Source organism: uncultured Brevundimonas sp. (assembly GCF_937870815.1).
In the GTDB taxonomy this organism is placed as follows: Bacteria; Pseudomonadota; Alphaproteobacteria; order Caulobacterales; family Caulobacteraceae; genus Brevundimonas.
Map to the genome: position 1 here is coordinate 1 of NZ_CALMZS010000011.1, position 16620 is coordinate 16620.

General features: G+C 70.8%; 22 protein-coding genes. 8 read left to right on the forward strand and 14 right to left on the reverse strand.

Going from position 1 to position 16620, the window contains the following annotated elements; all coding sequences use genetic code 11:
- The 6 genes from Q0588_RS00800 to Q0588_RS00825 form a co-directional block, all read right to left on the reverse strand.
- Positions 1 to 236, reverse strand: a 236-nt coding sequence (locus tag Q0588_RS00800) for a GNAT family N-acetyltransferase (RefSeq protein WP_298742880.1), incomplete at its 3' end; no start/stop codon positions are given.
- Positions 237 to 377: 141 nt separating this feature from the next.
- Positions 378 to 779 (reverse strand): hypothetical protein, encoded by a 402-nt coding sequence (locus Q0588_RS00805; RefSeq protein WP_298742882.1) that lies wholly within the window; start codon positions 777 to 779, stop codon positions 378 to 380.
- 11 nt (positions 780 to 790) lie between these two features.
- The gene (locus Q0588_RS00810; protein WP_298742884.1) at positions 791 to 1432 is read right to left on the reverse strand and encodes a hypothetical protein; all 642 of its coding nucleotides are present in this window, start codon (positions 1430 to 1432) and stop codon (positions 791 to 793) included.
- A gap of 58 nt (positions 1433 to 1490) precedes the next feature.
- Entirely contained in the window at positions 1491 to 1895 is a 405-nt protein-coding gene (gene folB, locus Q0588_RS00815; protein WP_298742886.1) for a dihydroneopterin aldolase, read from the reverse strand.
- Positions 1896 to 1898: 3 nt separating this feature from the next.
- Positions 1899 to 2657, reverse strand: coding sequence for an SDR family oxidoreductase (locus Q0588_RS00820; protein ID WP_298742887.1), 759 nt, complete (start codon positions 2655 to 2657; stop codon positions 1899 to 1901).
- Positions 2650 to 2784, reverse strand: a complete 135-nt coding sequence (locus Q0588_RS00825) for a hypothetical protein (protein ID WP_298742889.1) — start codon at positions 2782 to 2784, stop codon at positions 2650 to 2652. Before Q0588_RS00825 ends, Q0588_RS00820 begins: the two co-directional genes overlap by 8 nt.
- A 28-nt stretch (positions 2785 to 2812) precedes the next feature.
- Between Q0588_RS00825 and Q0588_RS00830 the strand changes: the two genes are divergently transcribed.
- Genes Q0588_RS00830 through uvrC form a run of 4 tightly spaced genes read left to right on the forward strand, consistent with a single transcriptional unit; the run spans position 2813 to position 6584 of the window.
- Complete coding sequence (locus Q0588_RS00830) at positions 2813 to 3286, forward strand: NUDIX domain-containing protein (protein ID WP_298742891.1); 474 nt, start codon at positions 2813 to 2815, stop codon at positions 3284 to 3286.
- A 55-nt stretch (positions 3287 to 3341) separates the two neighbouring features.
- Positions 3342 to 4178, forward strand: coding sequence for an alpha/beta hydrolase (locus Q0588_RS00835; protein ID WP_298742893.1), 837 nt, complete (start codon positions 3342 to 3344; stop codon positions 4176 to 4178).
- 41 nt (positions 4179 to 4219) lie between these two features.
- Positions 4220 to 4666, forward strand: coding sequence for a DMT family transporter (locus Q0588_RS00840; RefSeq protein WP_298742894.1), 447 nt, complete (start codon positions 4220 to 4222; stop codon positions 4664 to 4666).
- A 16-nt stretch (positions 4667 to 4682) separates the two neighbouring features.
- On the forward strand, positions 4683 to 6584 hold the full coding sequence (gene uvrC / locus Q0588_RS00845; protein ID WP_298742895.1) for an excinuclease ABC subunit UvrC: 1902 nt from the start codon (positions 4683 to 4685) through the stop codon (positions 6582 to 6584).
- A 3-nt stretch (positions 6585 to 6587) separates the two neighbouring features.
- Here the strand turns inward: uvrC and Q0588_RS00850 are convergent, their stop codons facing one another.
- Both Q0588_RS00850 and Q0588_RS00855 read right to left on the reverse strand, forming a co-directional pair.
- A complete protein-coding gene (locus Q0588_RS00850) occupies positions 6588 to 6959 on the reverse strand; it encodes a PIN domain-containing protein (RefSeq protein ID WP_298742898.1) in 372 nt (123 codons plus the stop codon).
- Positions 6960 to 6968: 9 nt separating this feature from the next.
- A complete protein-coding gene (locus Q0588_RS00855) occupies positions 6969 to 7205 on the reverse strand; it encodes an AbrB/MazE/SpoVT family DNA-binding domain-containing protein (protein WP_298742899.1) in 237 nt (78 codons plus the stop codon).
- A 67-nt stretch (positions 7206 to 7272) separates the two neighbouring features.
- On the opposite strand from Q0588_RS00855, the gene Q0588_RS00860 reads away from it, so the two are divergent.
- Together Q0588_RS00860 and pgsA are read left to right on the forward strand one after the other, a co-directional pair.
- Positions 7273 to 7896 (forward strand): carbonic anhydrase, encoded by a 624-nt coding sequence (locus Q0588_RS00860; protein WP_298742901.1) that lies wholly within the window; start codon positions 7273 to 7275, stop codon positions 7894 to 7896.
- A 55-nt stretch (positions 7897 to 7951) separates the two neighbouring features.
- The gene (gene pgsA / locus Q0588_RS00865; protein ID WP_298742903.1) at positions 7952 to 8593 is read left to right on the forward strand and encodes a CDP-diacylglycerol--glycerol-3-phosphate 3-phosphatidyltransferase; all 642 of its coding nucleotides are present in this window, start codon (positions 7952 to 7954) and stop codon (positions 8591 to 8593) included.
- A 54-nt stretch (positions 8594 to 8647) separates the two neighbouring features.
- Here the strand turns inward: pgsA and Q0588_RS00870 are convergent, their stop codons facing one another.
- The 5 genes from Q0588_RS00870 to Q0588_RS00890 all read right to left on the reverse strand — a co-directional run bounded on the left by Q0588_RS00870 (position 8648) and on the right by Q0588_RS00890 (position 14734).
- Complete coding sequence (locus Q0588_RS00870) at positions 8648 to 10855, reverse strand: S46 family peptidase (protein WP_298742905.1); 2208 nt, start codon at positions 10853 to 10855, stop codon at positions 8648 to 8650.
- 17 nt (positions 10856 to 10872) lie between these two features.
- Entirely contained in the window at positions 10873 to 11316 is a 444-nt protein-coding gene (locus tag Q0588_RS00875) for a DUF305 domain-containing protein (RefSeq protein WP_298742907.1), read from the reverse strand.
- 86 nt (positions 11317 to 11402) lie between these two features.
- Entirely contained in the window at positions 11403 to 13469 is a 2067-nt protein-coding gene (locus Q0588_RS00880) for a S46 family peptidase (protein WP_298742909.1), read from the reverse strand.
- A gap of 152 nt (positions 13470 to 13621) precedes the next feature.
- A complete protein-coding gene (locus tag Q0588_RS00885) occupies positions 13622 to 14419 on the reverse strand; it encodes a crotonase/enoyl-CoA hydratase family protein (protein ID WP_298742911.1) in 798 nt (265 codons plus the stop codon).
- Positions 14420 to 14575: 156 nt separating this feature from the next.
- On the reverse strand, positions 14576 to 14734 hold the full coding sequence (locus Q0588_RS00890; protein ID WP_298742913.1) for a hypothetical protein: 159 nt from the start codon (positions 14732 to 14734) through the stop codon (positions 14576 to 14578).
- 153 nt (positions 14735 to 14887) lie between these two features.
- On the opposite strand from Q0588_RS00890, the gene Q0588_RS00895 reads away from it, so the two are divergent.
- Together Q0588_RS00895 and Q0588_RS00900 are read left to right on the forward strand one after the other, a co-directional pair.
- On the forward strand, positions 14888 to 15109 hold the full coding sequence (locus Q0588_RS00895) for a DUF1289 domain-containing protein (RefSeq protein WP_298742915.1): 222 nt from the start codon (positions 14888 to 14890) through the stop codon (positions 15107 to 15109).
- A gap of 116 nt (positions 15110 to 15225) precedes the next feature.
- Positions 15226 to 15750 carry a TIGR02281 family clan AA aspartic protease gene (locus Q0588_RS00900; protein WP_298742917.1) on the forward strand — a complete coding sequence of 175 codons (525 nt, stop codon included), beginning with the start codon at positions 15226 to 15228 and terminating at the stop codon, positions 15748 to 15750.
- 120 nt (positions 15751 to 15870) lie between these two features.
- Here Q0588_RS00900 and Q0588_RS00905 read toward each other — a convergent pair.
- The coding region (locus tag Q0588_RS00905; protein ID WP_298742919.1) for a sulfite exporter TauE/SafE family protein at positions 15871 to 16620 on the reverse strand (750 nt) is incomplete at its 5' end.

The following is a 16620-nucleotide window of genomic DNA, read 5'->3' on the forward strand; positions in this document are numbered from 1 at the left end:
TAGCTGCACCGGGGGGCCAGCTTCAGCCCCTCGGTCCGGGCATGCTCGGCCAGGGCCTGCATGAAGGCTCCGGCCGCGCCCGTGCCCCGCAGCGCCGGCTCGGCCTCGACGTGCAGGATCACCCGCGTCCGGCCCTGCACCGCATAGTCCGCGAACACGGTCCGGGTCTGCCCGTCGGCGTCGACAAAGCCCTGCTCGAAGCGCTGGCTCGTCACAACGTCGCGTAGGTCGGTCATCTGCAAGCATTCCTGACGTCTATGTCGGCTGGCCGACATTGGGGTTGGGGGGCCAACCTCCAGGATGCGCGATCCGTTCCTCGCCGGACGTCGGTCGCCGACGCTTTCGGCGCGACTGTCGCATGCGCGCCGCAGGGGGCCTCAGGGCGCCCGGTCGCCCAGCAGGTTGATCAGGCCGAAGAGGCTCTTCACCGTGAACCAGACCATGAGCAGGAACAGCGCCCCCCAGAACACGAACAGGAACGGAATCCCGATGAGGACGGCGGACAGCAACAGGCTGATCAGCCACAGGATGGAGAAGACGATCGTCCATGCGAAGGTCGACCAGAACAGCCGAATCTGCGCCTCGATATGCTGCAAGGCCACGCCGGAGGCGCTGCCGCGGGCGACGTAGGCGACGACGAGGCCGAGCGGAACCAGCAGGGCGACGCTCGGGATCGACAGGATGTAGAGCGCCCAGGTGACGAGCGCCGCGACCTTGCCTTCGTCGGGGCGCCCGGTCCGGAACCGGGGTTCGCGTTCGGGGGGAGGGGCGGAGGTCACGGCGCGCTCCTTCAGATCCACCAGCCGCGGGGGTCGGCGATCGGCCGTCCCGCCTTCAGGGCCCAGACTCCGGCCGCGCCGCGGGCGACCACCCACAGGGCCGCGAAGAACATGATGGCGGGGCCGAAGCCGAACGGCACGAGGAAGAAGATCAGCCCCACCGCCACGGCCACGGCGGCAGTCCACAGCGTCCGTTGCTGATAGATGAAATGGGACTGCGACAGGGGGTCTTCCGGCCCGGCCCGGCCGGTGACGGCGAGCAGGCCGATGATCGCCGACACGCCCAGGGTGGGGACGGCGAAGAGGATCAGCGCATAGACGGCGTACAGGCCCATGCCGCCTCCTGGAATGGCCGGGGGCTCGCGCCGCCGCGGGCGGGCCGGGAGTTCGGGTGAGAGTTCGAAGATCGAGGCGGCCGCGACCGGCGTCGCGGCGGCCGGCGGGTCGGGCGGGGCGGACGGGGCCGGTCCAGGCTCGGGCCCAGGCTCAGGCTCGACCGGGATCGTGGCCGCCACCGAGGCGGAGAACAAATCCCGCTCCGGGTCGGGCTCCGGCTCGCGGGCGCGGCCCTGCAGCGACGCCGGCGAGGCGAAGCCGACCACGTCGTCGGGATCGGGGTCGTCCGGGGCTTGCGGATCGCCGGGTTCGGCCATGGGGGTCCTTGGGTGGTTCGGATCAGAATGACGGTCCGCCGCCGGGGGCGCAACCGGTTCAGCGCGCCAGCGTCACCCGGCAGCCGGGGGCCGCGGCGCCGTCCAGCGCCCCGGGCTTCTCGATCCGCACGGTGCAGCGGCGCACGCGCGGATCGGACAGCAGGGCCAGCGCCAGCCGCTCGGCGAAGGTCTCCACCAGGCCGACGTGACCCTCGCCGGCGATGGCGCGCGCCGCCTCGGCCACCGCCGTATAGTCGATGGTGTCGGCCAGCCGCTCGACCGCCGCCGGCGCCAGCTCCAGCGAAACATCGATGACCAGACGCTGCAGCCGTCCCTGTTCGTGGTCGTGCACGCCGATGCCGGCGGCCATCTCGAGGCCGCGGACGAAGACCTCGAGGCCCTCGCGGCGGAGGCCGGGGCCGGCGTCGGGGCCGGGAAAGGGCAGGGGGGATGAGGCGGCCACAGGCTACTCCAGGATGTCCGGGGTGCGCCAGGCCAGGTGCTGGCCCCCGTCGACGGCGATCATCTGGCCCGTCACCAGCTCCGCGTCCACCAGCCAGCGCACCGCGGCGGCGACCGCTTCGGGGCTGCCGGCCCGTTGCAGCGGCACGGCGGCGGCCTCGGCCTCGAACTGGGCCGGAGTCTGGTGGGTCGAGGGCAGGGTCGGTCCGGGACCCACGCCATTGACGCGGATTCGCGGCGCCAGGGCCTGGGCCAGGGTCCGCGTCGCCCACCACAGGCCGTTCCTCGACAGGGCGTAGGAGAAGAAGCGCGGATCGGGCTTCAGCACCCGCTGGTCCAGCAGGTTGACGATCGCGGACCCGGCCGGCGCCTGGGCCGCGAAGGCCTCGGCCAGGACAACGGGCGCGCGCAGGTTGGTCTCGAGATGCCTGTCCCAGATGTCGCGGTCGAGGGCGCCGACACGGTCGTCCTCGAACACCGAGGCGTTGTTGATCAGCACCGACAGCGGGCCGAGGGCCGCGACCGCCGCCGGGATCAGGGCGCGGACCTGCGTCTCGTGGGTCAGGTCGGCCTGCACCACGGCGGCGCGGCGGCCGAGTTCGCGGACCTCGCCGGCGACCGTTTCGGCCTCATCGGGGTCGCCGCGGTGATGGATGGCGACATCGAATCCGGCCCGGGCCAGTTCCAGACAGATGGCCCGGCCGATGCGCCGGCCGCCGCCGGTGACCAGGGCGGCCCCGGTGCGGGCCGACGGCTCAGTCAACCCGGCCGAACTCGACGAGATTGATCGCGGCGAGAACGGCGACGAAGCCGAGGATGATGAAGAGGGCCAGCATTTCGGGTGCTCCAGTGTCGGCGCCCGCAATAAAGCGCGCGGCCCGGCTGTTCAAGCCGATCCGAGGCCCTATCGTTCCGCCCATGACGACCTGGCGCACCGGCCTCGAGCCCTTCACCCGCCCCCTGTTCTTCGCCTGGTCGCGGATCAGCCGGGGCATGACTCTGGGCGTGCGCGGCGTGGCCGTCGACGGCGACGGCCGCGTCCTGCTGGTCAAACACACCTATCTGCACGGCTGGTGGCTGCCCGGCGGCGGCGTCGAGCGCGGCCAGACCTGCGAGGAGGCGCTGGCCCGCGAGATGCATGAGGAGGCCGGCCTGATCATCGAGGGTCGCCCCACCTTGGTGAGCGTCCACGCCAACGAGCGCTTCTTCCGCGGCGACCATGTGCTGGTCTACCGCATCGACCGCTTCTCCCTGACCGACCGCACCAGCCGCGGCGAGATCGCGGAGGCGGCGTGGTTCGACCCGGATGAGCTGCCCGGGGATACCCATCGGGCGACCCGGACCCGACTGGCGGAGATGTTCGGCGGCGGGGATTGTGATCCGCTCTGGTGAGCGACGGAAGTCGGGGCCCCGAGCGTGTAATGGCGAAATCCAGGGAGCCTGTTCAGTGCATCACCTTTCCCGCCGCTCTGTGATGATCCTCGCCGTCGCCGCCGGCCTGGCGCCGTCCGCGGTCCTCGCCCGGACGCGCCGCCGTGCGGACACGGCCCGCGTCGTCTCCTTCGGCCCACACCCCCTTCAGGCCCTCGACCTCCATGCCTGCCCGGACACCGGACCGGTGCTGCTGTTCGTCCATGGCGGCGGCTGGAGTCGGGGCGAGCGAAGCATGGTCCATGCCCTGCCGGCCTATGCGGCCCGGCACGGGCTGACGCTCGCCTCGACCTCGTATCGGCTGGTCCCCGAGGTCGGCGCCCGCGAGGCAGCCGAAGACGTCGCCGCCGCCGTCGCCCGGCTGAAACAGGACCTGCCGGGTCGTCCCCTGTTCCTGCTGGGCCACTCGGCGGGCGCGCATCTGGCGGCCCTCGTCGGCGTCGATCCGGTTTATCTGGGCGCGCATGGGCTGGGCCCGGCGGATATGGCGGGGGTCATCCTGCTGGACGGCGCGGGCTATGACGCCACCGGCGACCGCGGCCGCGGCCTGGCGGGGCGCGTGCTGGGGCGGATGTATGAACAGGCCTTCGGCGCCGATGCCGCTGCACTGTCGCCGACGCTGCGGATCGCCTCCGGCCGGGAGTATCCGCCCTTCCTGATCTTCCATATAGCCAGCCGCCAGGACTCCGCCGCCCAGAGCCGGGGTCTGGCCGAGGCCCTGATCCGCGCCGGCGGCCGGGCCGAGGTGGTCGTCGCGCCGGGCGACAGCCATCGCGAGATCAACGTCGGCTTCGGCGCGGCGAGGGATCCGGAGGGAGAGCGCGCCGCCGCCTTCATCGTCGCGGAGTCCTGACGGCTCGTGCGACCCGGCCGACGTGTGCTAGCCAGTGGGCCATGAATCCCACCCTTCTCGCCATGCTCGCCGTCGTCATCGGCGGCGCGGCCACCGCCCTGCAGGCGCCCACCAATGCGAAGCTGATGGGCGCGGTCGGGTCGCCGGTGAACGCGGCCTTCGTTTCGTTCGCGGTCGGCACGGCGGCGCTGGGCGTGCTCGCCGTGGCGCTGCAGGGCCGGCCGGACCTGGCCGCGGCCCGGGCCCTGCCCTGGTACGCCTGGGTTGGCGGCCTGTACGGGGCGGTCTTCGTGGTGGCGGCGGCCTGGAGCGTGCCCCGGCTGGGCGTCGCCGCCACCATCATCCTGATGGTCGCCGGCCAGCTGCTGCTCAGCCTCGTGCTCGATCATTTCGGGGCCATGGGGATGCCGCGACAGCCGATCAGCTGGGGTCGCCTCGCCGGCATCGGCCTTGTCGTCGCCGGCGTGCTTATGGTCCGCAAATTCTAGGCCTATATCGGTCGGGATGACCGAGGAGACGATTCACGCCGCCGCCGGGACGCCGCCCGTGCCGCTGGTCGCCGCCGACCTGATCCGCGACGAGGCCCGGCGCGCGCCCGACAGGCCCGGCGTCTACCGCATGTACGGCGAGGACGGAACCTGCCTCTACGTCGGCAAGGCGCGCTCGCTGAAGAAGCGCATCCTCCAGTACGCGCAAGGGCGATTACACACCCAGCGCATCGCCCTGATGGTGTCCCTGACCCGGTCCATGGAGCTGGTCGTCACGGCCTCGGAGACCGAGGCCCTGCTGCTGGAATCCAGCTTCATCAAACGGCTCAAGCCGCGCTTCAACGTCGTGCTGCGCGACGACAAGTCGTTCGCCGAACTGATGATCCGCCGCGACCATCGCGCGCCCCAGGTGCGCAAGCACCGCGGGGCCCACACCATCAAGGGCGACTATTTCGGCCCCTTCGCCTCCACCTGGGCGGTCAACCGCACCCTGACCGCCCTGCAGAAGGCCTTCCTGCTCCGCTCCTGTTCGGACAGCGTCTTCGAGACCCGCACCCGGCCGTGCATGCTGCACCAGATCAAGCGCTGCTCGGCCCCCTGCACCGGCCTGATCCCGCTCGCGGATTACGGCGCCCTGGTCGACGAGGCCGAGGCCTTCCTGCGCGGCAGGTCGCGCGCCGTCATCGGCCGGCTGTCGAAGGAGATGCAGGCGGCCTCGGACGCCATGGATTTCGAACAGGCCGCCCGCGTGCGCGACCGCATCCGCGCCCTGTCGGCCATCGCCATGGAGAATTCGGTCGGCGCCGAGGGCGTGGCCGAGGCCGATGTCTTCGCCCTGCATTCCGACGGCGGCCAGGCCTGCGTGCAGGTGTTCTTCTACCGCGCCGGCCAGAACTGGGGCGGACGGGCCTATTTCCCCCGCGTCGACCGCAGCGACACCGACGCCGAAATCCTCGCCGCCTTCCTCGGCCAATTCTACGAGGACAGGCCGGCGCCCCGGCGGATACTGTCCAACGTCGTCCCGCACGAGAAGGAGCTGCTCGAGGAGGCTTTCTCGATGAAGGCCAGGACCGTCGACGGACGCCGGTCGGTCAGCATCGAACGACCCCGGCGGGGGGGCCGCAAGGCGCTCGTCGATCACGCCCTGACCAACGCCCGCGAGGCGCTCGGGCGCCGGATGGCGGAGAGTTCAGCCCAGTCGAGGATCCTCGACGAGGTCTGCGAGGCCTTCGGTCTGGACGCCCGGCCCGAGCGGATCGAGATCTATGACAACGCCCACATCTCCGGGACCAATGCGGTCGGCGCCATGGTCGTGGCCGGACCTGGGGGCTTCCGCCGCAACCAGTACCGAAAATTCAACATCCGCGGCGAGGATCTGACTCCCGGCGACGACTACGGCATGATGCGCGAGGTCATGCGCCGCCGCTTCAGCCGGCTGGTCAGGGACGAGGACGGGGGCGAGCCGGTCGAGCGGCCGGACCTGCTGCTGATCGACGGCGGGGCCGGTCAGCTGGCCGAGGTGCAGGCGGTGCTGGCCGATCTCGGCCTCGACGACATCGTCGCCGTCGGCGTCGCCAAGGGACCGGATCGGGACGCCGGGCTTGAACGCTTCTTCGTGCCGGGCAAGCCGCCCTTCATGCTGCCGCTGAAGTCGCCGGCCCTCTACTACATCCAGCGCCTGCGCGACGAGGCCCACCGCTTCGCCAACGGGGCCCATGCGAAGCGCCGCTCGATGGACATCCGGAAGAACCCGCTCGACGAGATCGAGGGCGTCGGCCCGGGCCGCAAGAAGGCCCTGCTGCACGCCTTCGGTTCGGCCAAGGGCGTCTCCCGCGCCGCCGTCGCCGATCTGGTCAAGGTCGAGGGCATAAACCAGCCCCTGGCCGAACGCATCCACGCGTTTTTCCGGAAGGCGTGAGAGTCACCATTCCAGCAGCTTGAGGTCGGGTATGTCGCGGAAGTCCGAGCCGTTCAGCGTGACGAGGGTCGCGCGCGTGGCAATGGCCTGAGACGCTATCAGTCGATCCATCGTCTTTCGGCGCGAGAAGCCGAGCGCCGACAGGATGTGGCGATAGACGTCGGCGTCCGCTTCGTCGAAGGGCAGGACGACGAGCACCGCAAGCATCTCCTCAAAACGCCGCTTGCGCGTCGCTCCGTCTGGTCCAACGAGCCCGCCTTCCAGTTCGATACGCGTGATGATCGAAAGAACGGGGGCTTCGTCCAGCTGAAGAACGCGCGCGCGTATGGCGTCATCGCCGTCACGCAGGTGAATGGCGACGCTGGTGTCCAGCATCAGCCCCATTCAGAGACCCTTGCGGCGGGGCGGCAGGATTATCTGGCGCTTCTGGATGCTGGATGGCTTTGGGAGCGCGTCAAGGCGGGCGATCATTTCCTGAATCGAAGGCCGCTTGCGAACCATGGTTACGACATCGCCCTTGCGTTCGATCTCGACTTCCACGCCGGGACCGAAGGTGATCTCTTTCGGCAACCGGACCGCGTCGCTGTTTCCGCTTCGAAAGGTTCGGCTGGTGACAGGCATGGCGCGCTCCGTGTATCAACACGTATACACGGTTTTGCGCCTCCACTCAAACACCTACAAGTTCCCCATGACCGACGAATCCCGCGACGCCCTCCTCTCCGGCTATCGCCGCTTCCGAGAGGGCCACTGGCCCGGGGCCAGGGCCGAGTACGAGGCCCTCGCCGCCGACGGCCAGCGCCCGCACACCCTGGTGGTCGCCTGTTCCGACAGCCGCGCCGACCCGGCCCTGATCTTCGACACCGCGCCCGGCCAGCTGTTCGTGGTCCGCAACGTCGCCAACCTGGTCCCGCCCTACCAGCCCGACGGCCGGCTGCACGGGGTCTCGGCGGCGCTGGAGTTCGGGGTCAAGGCGCTCGGGGTGTCGCGCATCGTGGTCATGGGCCACGCCCACTGCGGCGGCGTCGACGCCATGCTCAACGGCGCGCCCGACAGCTGCCGCGACTTCGTCGCCCCGTGGGTGGCGCAGGGCGCCCCGGCGGTGCGCCGCGTGGCCGAGGCCGTCGAGCCGGATCAGGTCGAGCGGGCCGCCGAGGAGGCGGTGGTGCGCCTGTCGCTCGACAATCTGCGCACCTTCCCGTGGATCGCCGAGCGCGAGGCGGCCGGTGAACTGGTCCTGACCGGCCTGCATTTCGGCATCGCCGACGGCATCCTGCGGGCGCTGACCGGTCCGGGGCGGTTTGAGGCCCTCTAACCTCGCCTCAGGCATCGAAGCGTGGCACATCGGCGTTGCAGCACGGATGCCCTCCATGACCCCCACCCACCACGCCAACCCGATTCCCAACATCCTGACCGGCCTGCGCCTGATCGCCGGGGTGGTGATGTTCCTGATCCTCGCGGGCGCGGCGCCCCAGGGCCTGCCGCTGCTGTCGGACTATCTCAGCCCGGACGACCAGTTCCGTTTCGCCCGCACCGCCTTCGTCATCTTCATGGTGGCGGCCTCGACGGACTGGGTCGACGGCTGGCTGGCCCGGCGCTGGCACGCCACCACCCGCTGGGGCGCCATCCTCGATCCGATCGCCGACAAGGTGCTGGTCACCGGGGCCATCCTCGGCGTGCTGGCCTGGGGCTCGGTGCCGCAGGCCGCCATCCCCTGCGGCCTGATCCTGTTCCGCGAATTCGCCGTCTCGGCCCTGCGCGAGACCGTGGCCGGCAAGGTCAAGCTGCCGGTCACCCTGCTGGCCAAGTGGAAGACCACGCTGCAGATGCTCGCCCTCGGCGCCCTGCAGCTGGCCCTGGTGCCGCTCTGGGAGGGATTCGGCCTGCCGCTGGAATGGCTGCCCCAGTTCCAGGCCTTCGCCTACGTCCTGCTGTGGATCGCCGCCCTCGTCACCCTGTGGACCGGCTGGCAGTATTTCTCCAAGGCCCGGCAGAAGATGAGCCAGATCTAGGTCGTAGGGCCTGGGTCTTGGAAGGCCTGCCCCTAAGCCCTAGGCCCTAGGCCCTCACTCGACCCCCAGCTCCTCGACCAGCCGCTCCATGCCGTAGACGTCGCGCAGCGCCGCCGTCACCGCCGCCGTCGTCACGATGACCGAGCGGTTGACCCTGACGTCATAGCCATAGGCGTTGCGCTGGCTCAGCACGGTCGAGTCGAAATTGGCCCCGACGATCTCGCCCGCCTCGGTCACCACGGGCGAGCCCGACGAGCCGCCGATGGTGTCCGACGACACCGCCATGTTCATCACCGTGTCCGGGTCGATCCGGTCCTTCGCAGCCAGCAGCTTCGGGGCCACGTCGAACGGCGGCGCGCCGGTGGCCCGGTCCCACAGGCCGGCGAAGGTGGTGAAGGCGCCGAAACGCTGCCCCGGCACGTCCGACCCCTCGATCCGGCCGTAGGTCAGCCGCAGGGTGCCGGTGGCGTCCGGATAGACACTGTCGCCATAGGCCGCGAACCGCGCCGCCGCCAGCCGTTCCGAGGCCCGGCTGGTCGGCGCCTCGACCCGGGCTTCCCAGTCGGCGCGGACCGCGCGGGTCTCGTCCTGGATCGACAGCAGGTAGCGGATCAACGGATCGTCCGAGGCCTCGACGGCGGCCAGCCCGCCCTCCCACAGCGCCCGGCGCACCGCCGGATCGGCCAGCGCCGTGCCCGCGACCAGCCGCGCCGACAGCGCCTCGGGTGACTCCTGGCCCAGCAGGCCGCGCACGCGCGGATCGTCGACGGTCAGCCACTCGCGGGTCTTGGACAGCCACCATTCCAGCCGCAACTGCTCCAGAGACGGATGGACCGGCCGTTCGGCGAACAGGCCCGACTGCACCGCCGCCAGCCGGCTGTCGGCGTATTCCGGCAGGCGTTCCGCGGACGGCTTCTCCCGCTCCTGCGCCGCCCGCACCAGGGTCCGCGCCCAGCTGAACAGCTGCGACCCCCCGCCCGGGGAGGTCGTGCCCATGCCCGTCCCGCCTTCGAGCAGGGCCATGGCCGGATAGAGCTCGCGCGCGACCGGCTGGACTTCGGCCAGGTCGCCCCATGGATCGCCGATCCGCGCCGCCAGCGCCGCGTCGGCCGCCACCCGGCTGCGGAAGTCCGCCTCGGCCTCGGCCCGGCCGGCCATGAAGGCCGGGTCCACCAGCGCCGCCATCCGGCCGCGCCCGCGCTTGTAGGTGTTCTCGACGCCCGAGATCGGGTCCATGGCCTCGAAGGCCTGCCGCCCGCCCTCCTCCGAATAGCGGATCAGCCGCCCGCGCAGCTCCGAGGCGATCAGCTGGTCCAGCGGCAGGACCACGTCGCGAATGGTCATCAGCTGATCCTGGGTCAGCAGCCGCTGGGTCGCGCCGGGACTGCCGGAGACGAACACCGGCGTCCCCTCGACCGGCCGGTCGGCCTTCCACCTGAAATGGGTCGGCGTCGCCACCGGCCGCCCGTTCTCGTACAGCCGGATGAAGGCCGCATCGATGGCGAAGCGCGGGAAGCTGAAATTGTCGAGGTCGCCGCCGAACGTCGCCGCCCTGTCCTCCGGCGCGAAGGCCAGCCGGACGTCGGTGTATTTCCTGTAGCTGTAGAGCTTGAACTGGCCGCCGCGGTACAGGCTGACCACCTGGCACCGCATCGTCGCGTCGCCGCCGCAGGTCTCCTGCTCGATGCGGCCGGCCTCGGCGTCGCGGGCCCGGGTGAAGGCCTGACCCTCCAGCCCCTCGCCGGCGGCGTGCATCCGCTCGGTCACGTCGGAGATGTCGGTCAGGATCTCGGCCGTCCCGCCCGGGCATTTCAGCTCCTCCTCGCGGCTGCGCGGGGCGAAGCCGGTCTCGGCGTGGTTCACCGCCTGGGTCGACAGATTGGCCACGCAGGTGGCGACGCAGTGGTTGTTGGTCATCACCAGCCCCTCGCCCGAGACGATGCCCGCCGAACAGCCCCCGAACTTGACCGAGCTCAACCGCACCCGGTCCAGCCAGGCCTGGTCGATGTTGGTCCCCAGCGTCTGGTTGGCCCGCGCGATCGGGAAGTTGTCGAAGGTCCACATGCCTTCCTCGGCCCGGGCGGCGGTCGCGACGGCGAGGGTGAGGGCGATGGCGGTCAGGGTGATCTGGGAGTTGCGCATCGAGGTCTCCTGTCCTTCTCCCTTGCGGGAGAAGGCGGCGGCCCAGGGCCGGCGAATGAGGGTGTGCCGGCGGGCGCCGGGATTGGCCGGACCATGGAGGACGAAGGGGGCGTCCGGCAAGACCGGAGCACTCCTGATCAAAGGCGACCGAGGATGGCCTTCATCTGGGCGATCTCGCGTTGCTGGCTCTCGACGATCTCCCCGCACAGGGCGACGATCTCCGGGTCCCGGATCGACGCCTGTTCGCACATCAGGATGGCTCCGGAATGGTGCGGGATCATCGAGCGCAGGAACTCCCGGTCGCCGACCGCCGCCTGCGCCCGCATGCCCCAGAAGGCGACGGCGAGGACGACGACCGCCGCCGCGCCGATGATCAGGTTCAGCCGGCGGTTCTCATACATCGAACCCATCAGCACGAGCATCAGCACCGCCATGGGCGCCACCATCATCAGCGTCATGTAGACGTTGTTGAGGTTCAGGTAGAAGTCATCGAGCGAGGCGATCATCGCGTACATCACCAGGTACATGATGACGAAGTGAAGGCCCAGCTCGAGCCCCAGCCTGCGGTAATGTCCGTGCATCGCGGTCTCTCTCGCAGCGGATCGTCATTCGATCCGACGTGGGGGAAACCGGCGATCAAGCGGGAGGCTCCCCGAGGCGGGGAATTCTATTCCACCCCCAGTTCTTCCAGCAGTCGCGGATTGGGATAGACGGTGCGCAGCGCCTCGGTGATCGCCGCCGTCGACACCGACACCGTCCGGTTCAACTCGCCGTCGTAGCCGAACGACCCGCCCAGCGAATGGATGTTGCCGTCGAAGACCGCGCCGATCACCTCGCCCCCGGCGTTGACCACCGGCGAGCCGGAATTGCCGCCGATGACGTCGTTGGTCGAGACGAAATTGTAGACGACGGACTTGTCCACCCGCGCCTCGTGATCCGCGAAGGCCTGGGCCAGGTTGAACGGCTCCGATCCCGTGGCCCGCTCGTACAGTCCGCCGATTTGGGTGAACGGCGGCACGGTCACGCCGCGATAGGTCCAGCCCTTCACCTGCCCGTAGGACAGGCGCAGGCTGAAGGTGGCGTCCGGATACTGGTCGGTGCCGTAGACGGCGAACCGGGCCTGGGCGACCCTTTCGGCGGCGCGGGCGGTCGGGGCGTTGACCTCGGCGTCCCAGCGCGCGCCGATCGCCCGGGCGGCCTCGTCATTGGCGGCCACAAAGGCCAGCAGCGGATCGGCGGCCTTCAGTTCGTCCAGCGTCATCGAGGCGGCCCGGCGGCGGAGGTCGGCGTCGGCCAGGCGGGTTTCGCCGATCAGCCGTCCGGCCAGGGCCTCCGGGCTTTCGCGGCCGAGCAGGGCCTTCACCTGCGGGTTGTCGACGGTCAGATACTCCCGCGTCTTCGACAGCCAGTGGCGCATCCGGATCTCTTCCATGTCGGTCGCGATCGGCGTCTCCTCGCCCATCGTCTCCGCCAGGCGCGCCCGGCGCTCGGCCGGCTGGTCGGCCCGGGCCGCGCGGACCAGGGTCCGGGCCATCCGGTACAGCTGCGATCCGCCTCCGGCCGCCTGCTCCAGCTGACGGTAGGGCAGGTAGAGATCGCGGGCGACGCCCTGCACGGCCTCGAGTTCGGCCCAAGGGTCGCCGATCTGCTGCTTCAGGGCCGGATCGGCGGCGACGCGGGCGCGCAGTTCCGCCTCGGCCTCGCGCTTGGCGGCCATGAAGGCCGGATCGGTCAGGGCCCCCTGCTGGCCGTAATAGACCTTGAAGCTGTTCTCGAGACCGAAGATCGGGTCGAACGAGACGCGCTTGGCCTCCTCGCCGGTCAGCGAATATTCGAGCAGGCGGCCGCGCAGCTCCGAGGTCTGGATCAGGGTGACCGGCAGCTGCTGGTCGCGCAGCCGCTCCAGCTGGCTCATGGTCAGCAGGCGCGAGGTCGAGCCCGGATTGCCGGAGACGAAGGTCACATCGCCTTCCGCGGGAGCCTCGGGATTCCATTTCAGGAAATTCGGCGACTCGACCGGCCGGCTGTTTTCGTAGGCGCGCAGGAATCCGGCGTCGAGGGCGTAGCGCGGGAAGTTGAAATTGTCGGGATCGCCGCCGAAGAAGGCCGCCTGGTTCTCCGGCGCGAAGACCAGCCGCACATCGTCGTATTTGCGGAATTTGTGCAGGCTGTACTGGCCGCCCCGGTACAGGCTGATGACCTGGCAGGTGAATTCGGGATCGCCGGCGCAGGCCTCGTTCTGGATGAGGCTGGTCTCGGCCTGGCGGGCGGCGTTGAAGGCCGCGCCTTCCAGCCCCTGGCCGGCGGCCTGGACGCGGGCGGTGACGTCGGTGATTTCGGTCAGCACCTCGGCCGTCTGGCCGGGGCAGCGAATCTCTTCCTCTCGCGTCGCGGCCGTGAAGCCGTTCTTCACATAGTCCTTCCGGGCGTCCGACAGCTCCTGGGCGCAGCCGACCACGCAGTGCCAGTTGGTCAGGATCAGCCCCTCGTCCGACACGAAGGAGGCCGAGCAGCCCTGGATGCGGACCGAGGCCAGCCGCAGACGGTCCAGCCACGCCTGGTCGATCCGCGTGCCGTATGCGCGGTTCACCGTCTCGATCGGGAAGTTGTCGAAGGTCCACATGCCCTCGTCGGCCAGGGCGGCGGACGGAACGGCGCCGAGCGCCAGGGCGCCGGCCACGGCGGCCAGTGATGCGGTCGCGGCGGCGGCGGCGCGAAGCGAACGAAGGATCATGTCGGGGTCGTCTCCAAGGGCGCCGGCTGCGCCGGTTCTGACAGCGCCCTACCTAGCCCTGATGAGCGAGGCCCGTCCACACGCCGCCGACCCGGTCCGACCCGGCCCCCGTGGACGCCGCGCCCGGGCGCGCTCAACCCCCGGACGCCCCGTCAACGCCCGGTGAACGTCGCCGGCCGCTTCTCCAGCACCGCCGCCACGCCCTCGGCGTGGTCCTCGGTCAGGTGGGCGAGCGCCTGCATGGCCGCGGTCATCTCCAGCATCTGGTCGAAATTCGCGTCCCGGCCCTGGCGCAGCAGGGTCTTGGCCATGCGCAGGGCCTGGGGCGCCTGGGCGGCCACCTTGGCGGCGATCTTCAGCGCCTCCTCCATCAAGGCGTCCGGCGCGACCACATGGTTGACCAGTCCCCAGCGCTCGGCCGTCGCCGCGTCGATGGCGTCACCGGTGAACAGCATCTCCGCCGCCCGCATGTAGCCGATGTTGCGCGGCAGCAGCCAGGCCCCGCCGTCGCCCGGCAGCAGGCCCAGCTTCAGGAACGGAACCCCGAAGACGGCCTCGGTCGAGGCCAGGCGGATGTCGGCCAGGCCGGCGATGTCGCAGCCCAGCCCCATGGCCGGACCGTTGACCGCCGCCACCAGCGGGATCTCCAGCCCGTATAGAGAGCGCACGATCCGGTGCACGACGCGGCGGTAGCGGTCGCGGATCTCGGCTCCGCCGCCGGCGAACAGGTCGCGGCGCCCGCGCATCGCCTTCAGGTCGCCGCCGGCCGAAAAGGCCCGGCCCTCGCCCGTGAGAACCACGCAGCGCACGCCGGCGTCGGCGTTCACCGCCGCGCAGGCCGCCGCGAAGGCTTCGCCGTCCTCGAGGTCGGGCAGGGCGTTCAGCCGCCCGGGCCGCGACATCGTCCATATCTCGATCGCGCCGCGCCGTTCCGTCTGGATCAGGGTCATGTCCGGTGATGTGCCGCAATCGCGTCCGAAACACAAAGCCCCGGCCTCGCGGCCGGGGCTCGGCCGCCTCCGCCGGCGGCCCGCCAGGATTATGCTGGAGCCTGATTCACGGCATCGGCGGAATCGCGAAGCGATTCCTCCTCAACCGGTCAGGCTCTAGCGGCGCGGCCGGTCGATCCTGAACGGCACGAAGCTGGAGGGGTGGCTGATCGCCCGGTCGCCGGCGCCGTTGGTCCGTTTCGTGTCGACCAGGAGTCCGCCCCACAGGGCGAACGACAGCATGGCGTGCTGGAGGTTGCGGTCCTTGTCGTTCATCCTTGATGTCTCCTTTCGCTGAACGATGAAAAGAGACACGTCGTGCTGATCGGGAGTCTCACCGTCATAGTCGTTTCGCGTCGGGATGACGGTGGCGCCCTGTCGGCGATATAGCAAGTATTTTTATCTGTAACCGGAACAATTTTCGCGCCAATGTCATCAAATCCCGCCCCGCCGTCCCGACCGCCCCGCGCCATCGCCACGCCCTGCGTCAAGGTCTGCGTCGTCGACGGCGCCTCGGGGCTCTGCCTGGGCTGCTGGCGCACACTGTCCGAGATCGGCGGCTGGAGCGGCTTCACCGACGTCGAGCGGGCGCGGATCATGGGCGAGCTGCCGCGGCGCGCGGCCCGCGAGCGGCGGGGCGGCGGGGCGTAGGCGGCGGGGCGTAGGCTGCGGGGCGGGGAGCGGCCCGCCCCGGCTCCGCCGTGTTTACCCTCCGCCAACCATCCCTCTTCACCGCCTGCCAACGGCGTCGTGCGAAACCGGCGGCCATGCGGTTCGATCTGTCCTCCGCGGCCGTCCTGGCCGTCGCCGTCGCCTCCGCCCTGGCCACCGCCTGGTGGACGGAGCAGGCGGGAGTGCGCGGCCCGGCGCAGGCCGCCGCGCCTGCCGCCGCCGCCGCCAGCCCGGCCACCGGCGGGGCCGCCCAGGTGTTGAAGGGCCGCGACGGCCACTACTGGGCCGACGCCGACATCGACGCTCCGGACGGGGGACGCGCCGTCCGCGTCATGGTCGACACCGGCGCCAGCGTCGTGGTCCTGACCCCCGCCGACGCCGCCCGCCTCGGCCTGAAGCCGACCCCGGCCGACTTCTCCCGCACGGTGATCACCGCCGCCGGCCCGGTCCGCGCCGCCCCGGTCCGGCTCGAGGCCGTGGCCGTGGCCGGGGCTCGCGTCACCGCGGTCGAGGCGCTGGTCGTCGAGCAGGGCCTGCCCCACTCCCTGCTGGGCATGAGCTACCTCGGCCGGCTGTCCTCCTTCAGCGCCACCCCGGCCGGGCTGACGCTGCGACCCTAGAGCGAAATCGGTTTAGACGCGATCGCGTCCAAACCCGGATCCTCGCTCCAGCATTATACTGGAGCCTGATTCACGGCATCGGCGGAATCGCGAAGCGATTCCTCCTCAACCGATCAGGCCCTAGAGGGCCTTGGCGGCGACCACCGCGGCCGTGACCAGCAGGTAGAGGGCGAAGGCGCGGCGCAGCACCCGCCGGTCCAGAGCATGGGCCAGCCTCGCCCCCCACGGCGCCACCGCCGTGGTCAGCACCGCCATGACCACCGCTCCCGGCGCGTTGACATAGCCCAGCGACAGCGGCGGCCGCCCGGCGGCGTCCCAGCCGAATACGACGAACCCCAGCGTCGCCGCCGCGCCTATGGCCACGCCGAAGCCCGAGGCCGTCGCCACCGCCTGGTGGATCGGCCGCCCGCACAGGGTCATCAGCATGCCGCCGAAGCTGCCGCCGCCGATGCCCATCATCGCCGACAGCCCGCCGATCAGGGTCCCGAACCCGCGCCGCCCCCAGCCGGTCGGCAGGTCGCCCCGCAGCGCCCGCCCCTCCGGCATCAGCGCCATCTGCGCCGCCACCGCCGCCAGACAGACCGCATAGACGATGGCCAGCCCCTCCATCGAGGTCACGCCGGCCGCCGCCGCCCCGACCAGTCCGCCGAACGCCACCCACGGCGTCCAGGTCCTCAGCACCACCTCGTCGACCGCCCCGTGGGCCCGGTGCGCCCTCAGCGACCGCCACGAGGTCGCGACGATGGTCAGCAGGGAGGTGCCGATCGCCACATGCAGATTGCTTTCGCCCCCGACCCCCAGCACCTCGAAGGCGTAGAACACCGCCGGCACGATCACCGTGCCGCCGCCGACGCCGAACAGCCCGGCCAC

Excerpts from the sequence above, each read along its gene's own strand:
- Q0588_RS00810 (WP_298742884.1), bottom strand. The coding sequence starts at position 1,432 with ATGGCCGAACCCGGCGATCCGCAAGCCCCGGACGACCCCGATCCCGAC.
- Q0588_RS00830 (WP_298742891.1), top strand. The coding sequence starts at position 2,813 with ATGACGACCTGGCGCACCGGCCTCGAGCCCTTCACCCGCCCCCTGTTC.
- Q0588_RS00840 (WP_298742894.1), top strand. The coding sequence starts at position 4,220 with ATGAATCCCACCCTTCTCGCCATGCTCGCCGTCGTCATCGGCGGCGCG.
- uvrC (WP_298742895.1), top strand. The coding sequence starts at position 4,683 with ATGACCGAGGAGACGATTCACGCCGCCGCCGGGACGCCGCCCGTGCCG.
- Q0588_RS00850 (WP_298742898.1), bottom strand. The coding sequence starts at position 6,959 with ATGCTGGACACCAGCGTCGCCATTCACCTGCGTGACGGCGATGACGCC.
- Q0588_RS00855 (WP_298742899.1), bottom strand. The coding sequence starts at position 7,205 with ATGCCTGTCACCAGCCGAACCTTTCGAAGCGGAAACAGCGACGCGGTC.
- Q0588_RS00860 (WP_298742901.1), top strand. The coding sequence starts at position 7,273 with ATGACCGACGAATCCCGCGACGCCCTCCTCTCCGGCTATCGCCGCTTC.
- pgsA (WP_298742903.1), top strand. The coding sequence starts at position 7,952 with ATGACCCCCACCCACCACGCCAACCCGATTCCCAACATCCTGACCGGC.
- Q0588_RS00875 (WP_298742907.1), bottom strand. The coding sequence starts at position 11,316 with ATGCACGGACATTACCGCAGGCTGGGGCTCGAGCTGGGCCTTCACTTC.
- Q0588_RS00880 (WP_298742909.1), bottom strand. The coding sequence starts at position 13,469 with ATGATCCTTCGTTCGCTTCGCGCCGCCGCCGCCGCGACCGCATCACTG.
- Q0588_RS00885 (WP_298742911.1), bottom strand. The coding sequence starts at position 14,419 with ATGACCCTGATCCAGACGGAACGGCGCGGCGCGATCGAGATATGGACG.
- Q0588_RS00890 (WP_298742913.1), bottom strand. The coding sequence starts at position 14,734 with ATGAACGACAAGGACCGCAACCTCCAGCACGCCATGCTGTCGTTCGCC.
- Q0588_RS00895 (WP_298742915.1), top strand. The coding sequence starts at position 14,888 with ATGTCATCAAATCCCGCCCCGCCGTCCCGACCGCCCCGCGCCATCGCC.
- Q0588_RS00900 (WP_298742917.1), top strand. The coding sequence starts at position 15,226 with ATGCGGTTCGATCTGTCCTCCGCGGCCGTCCTGGCCGTCGCCGTCGCC.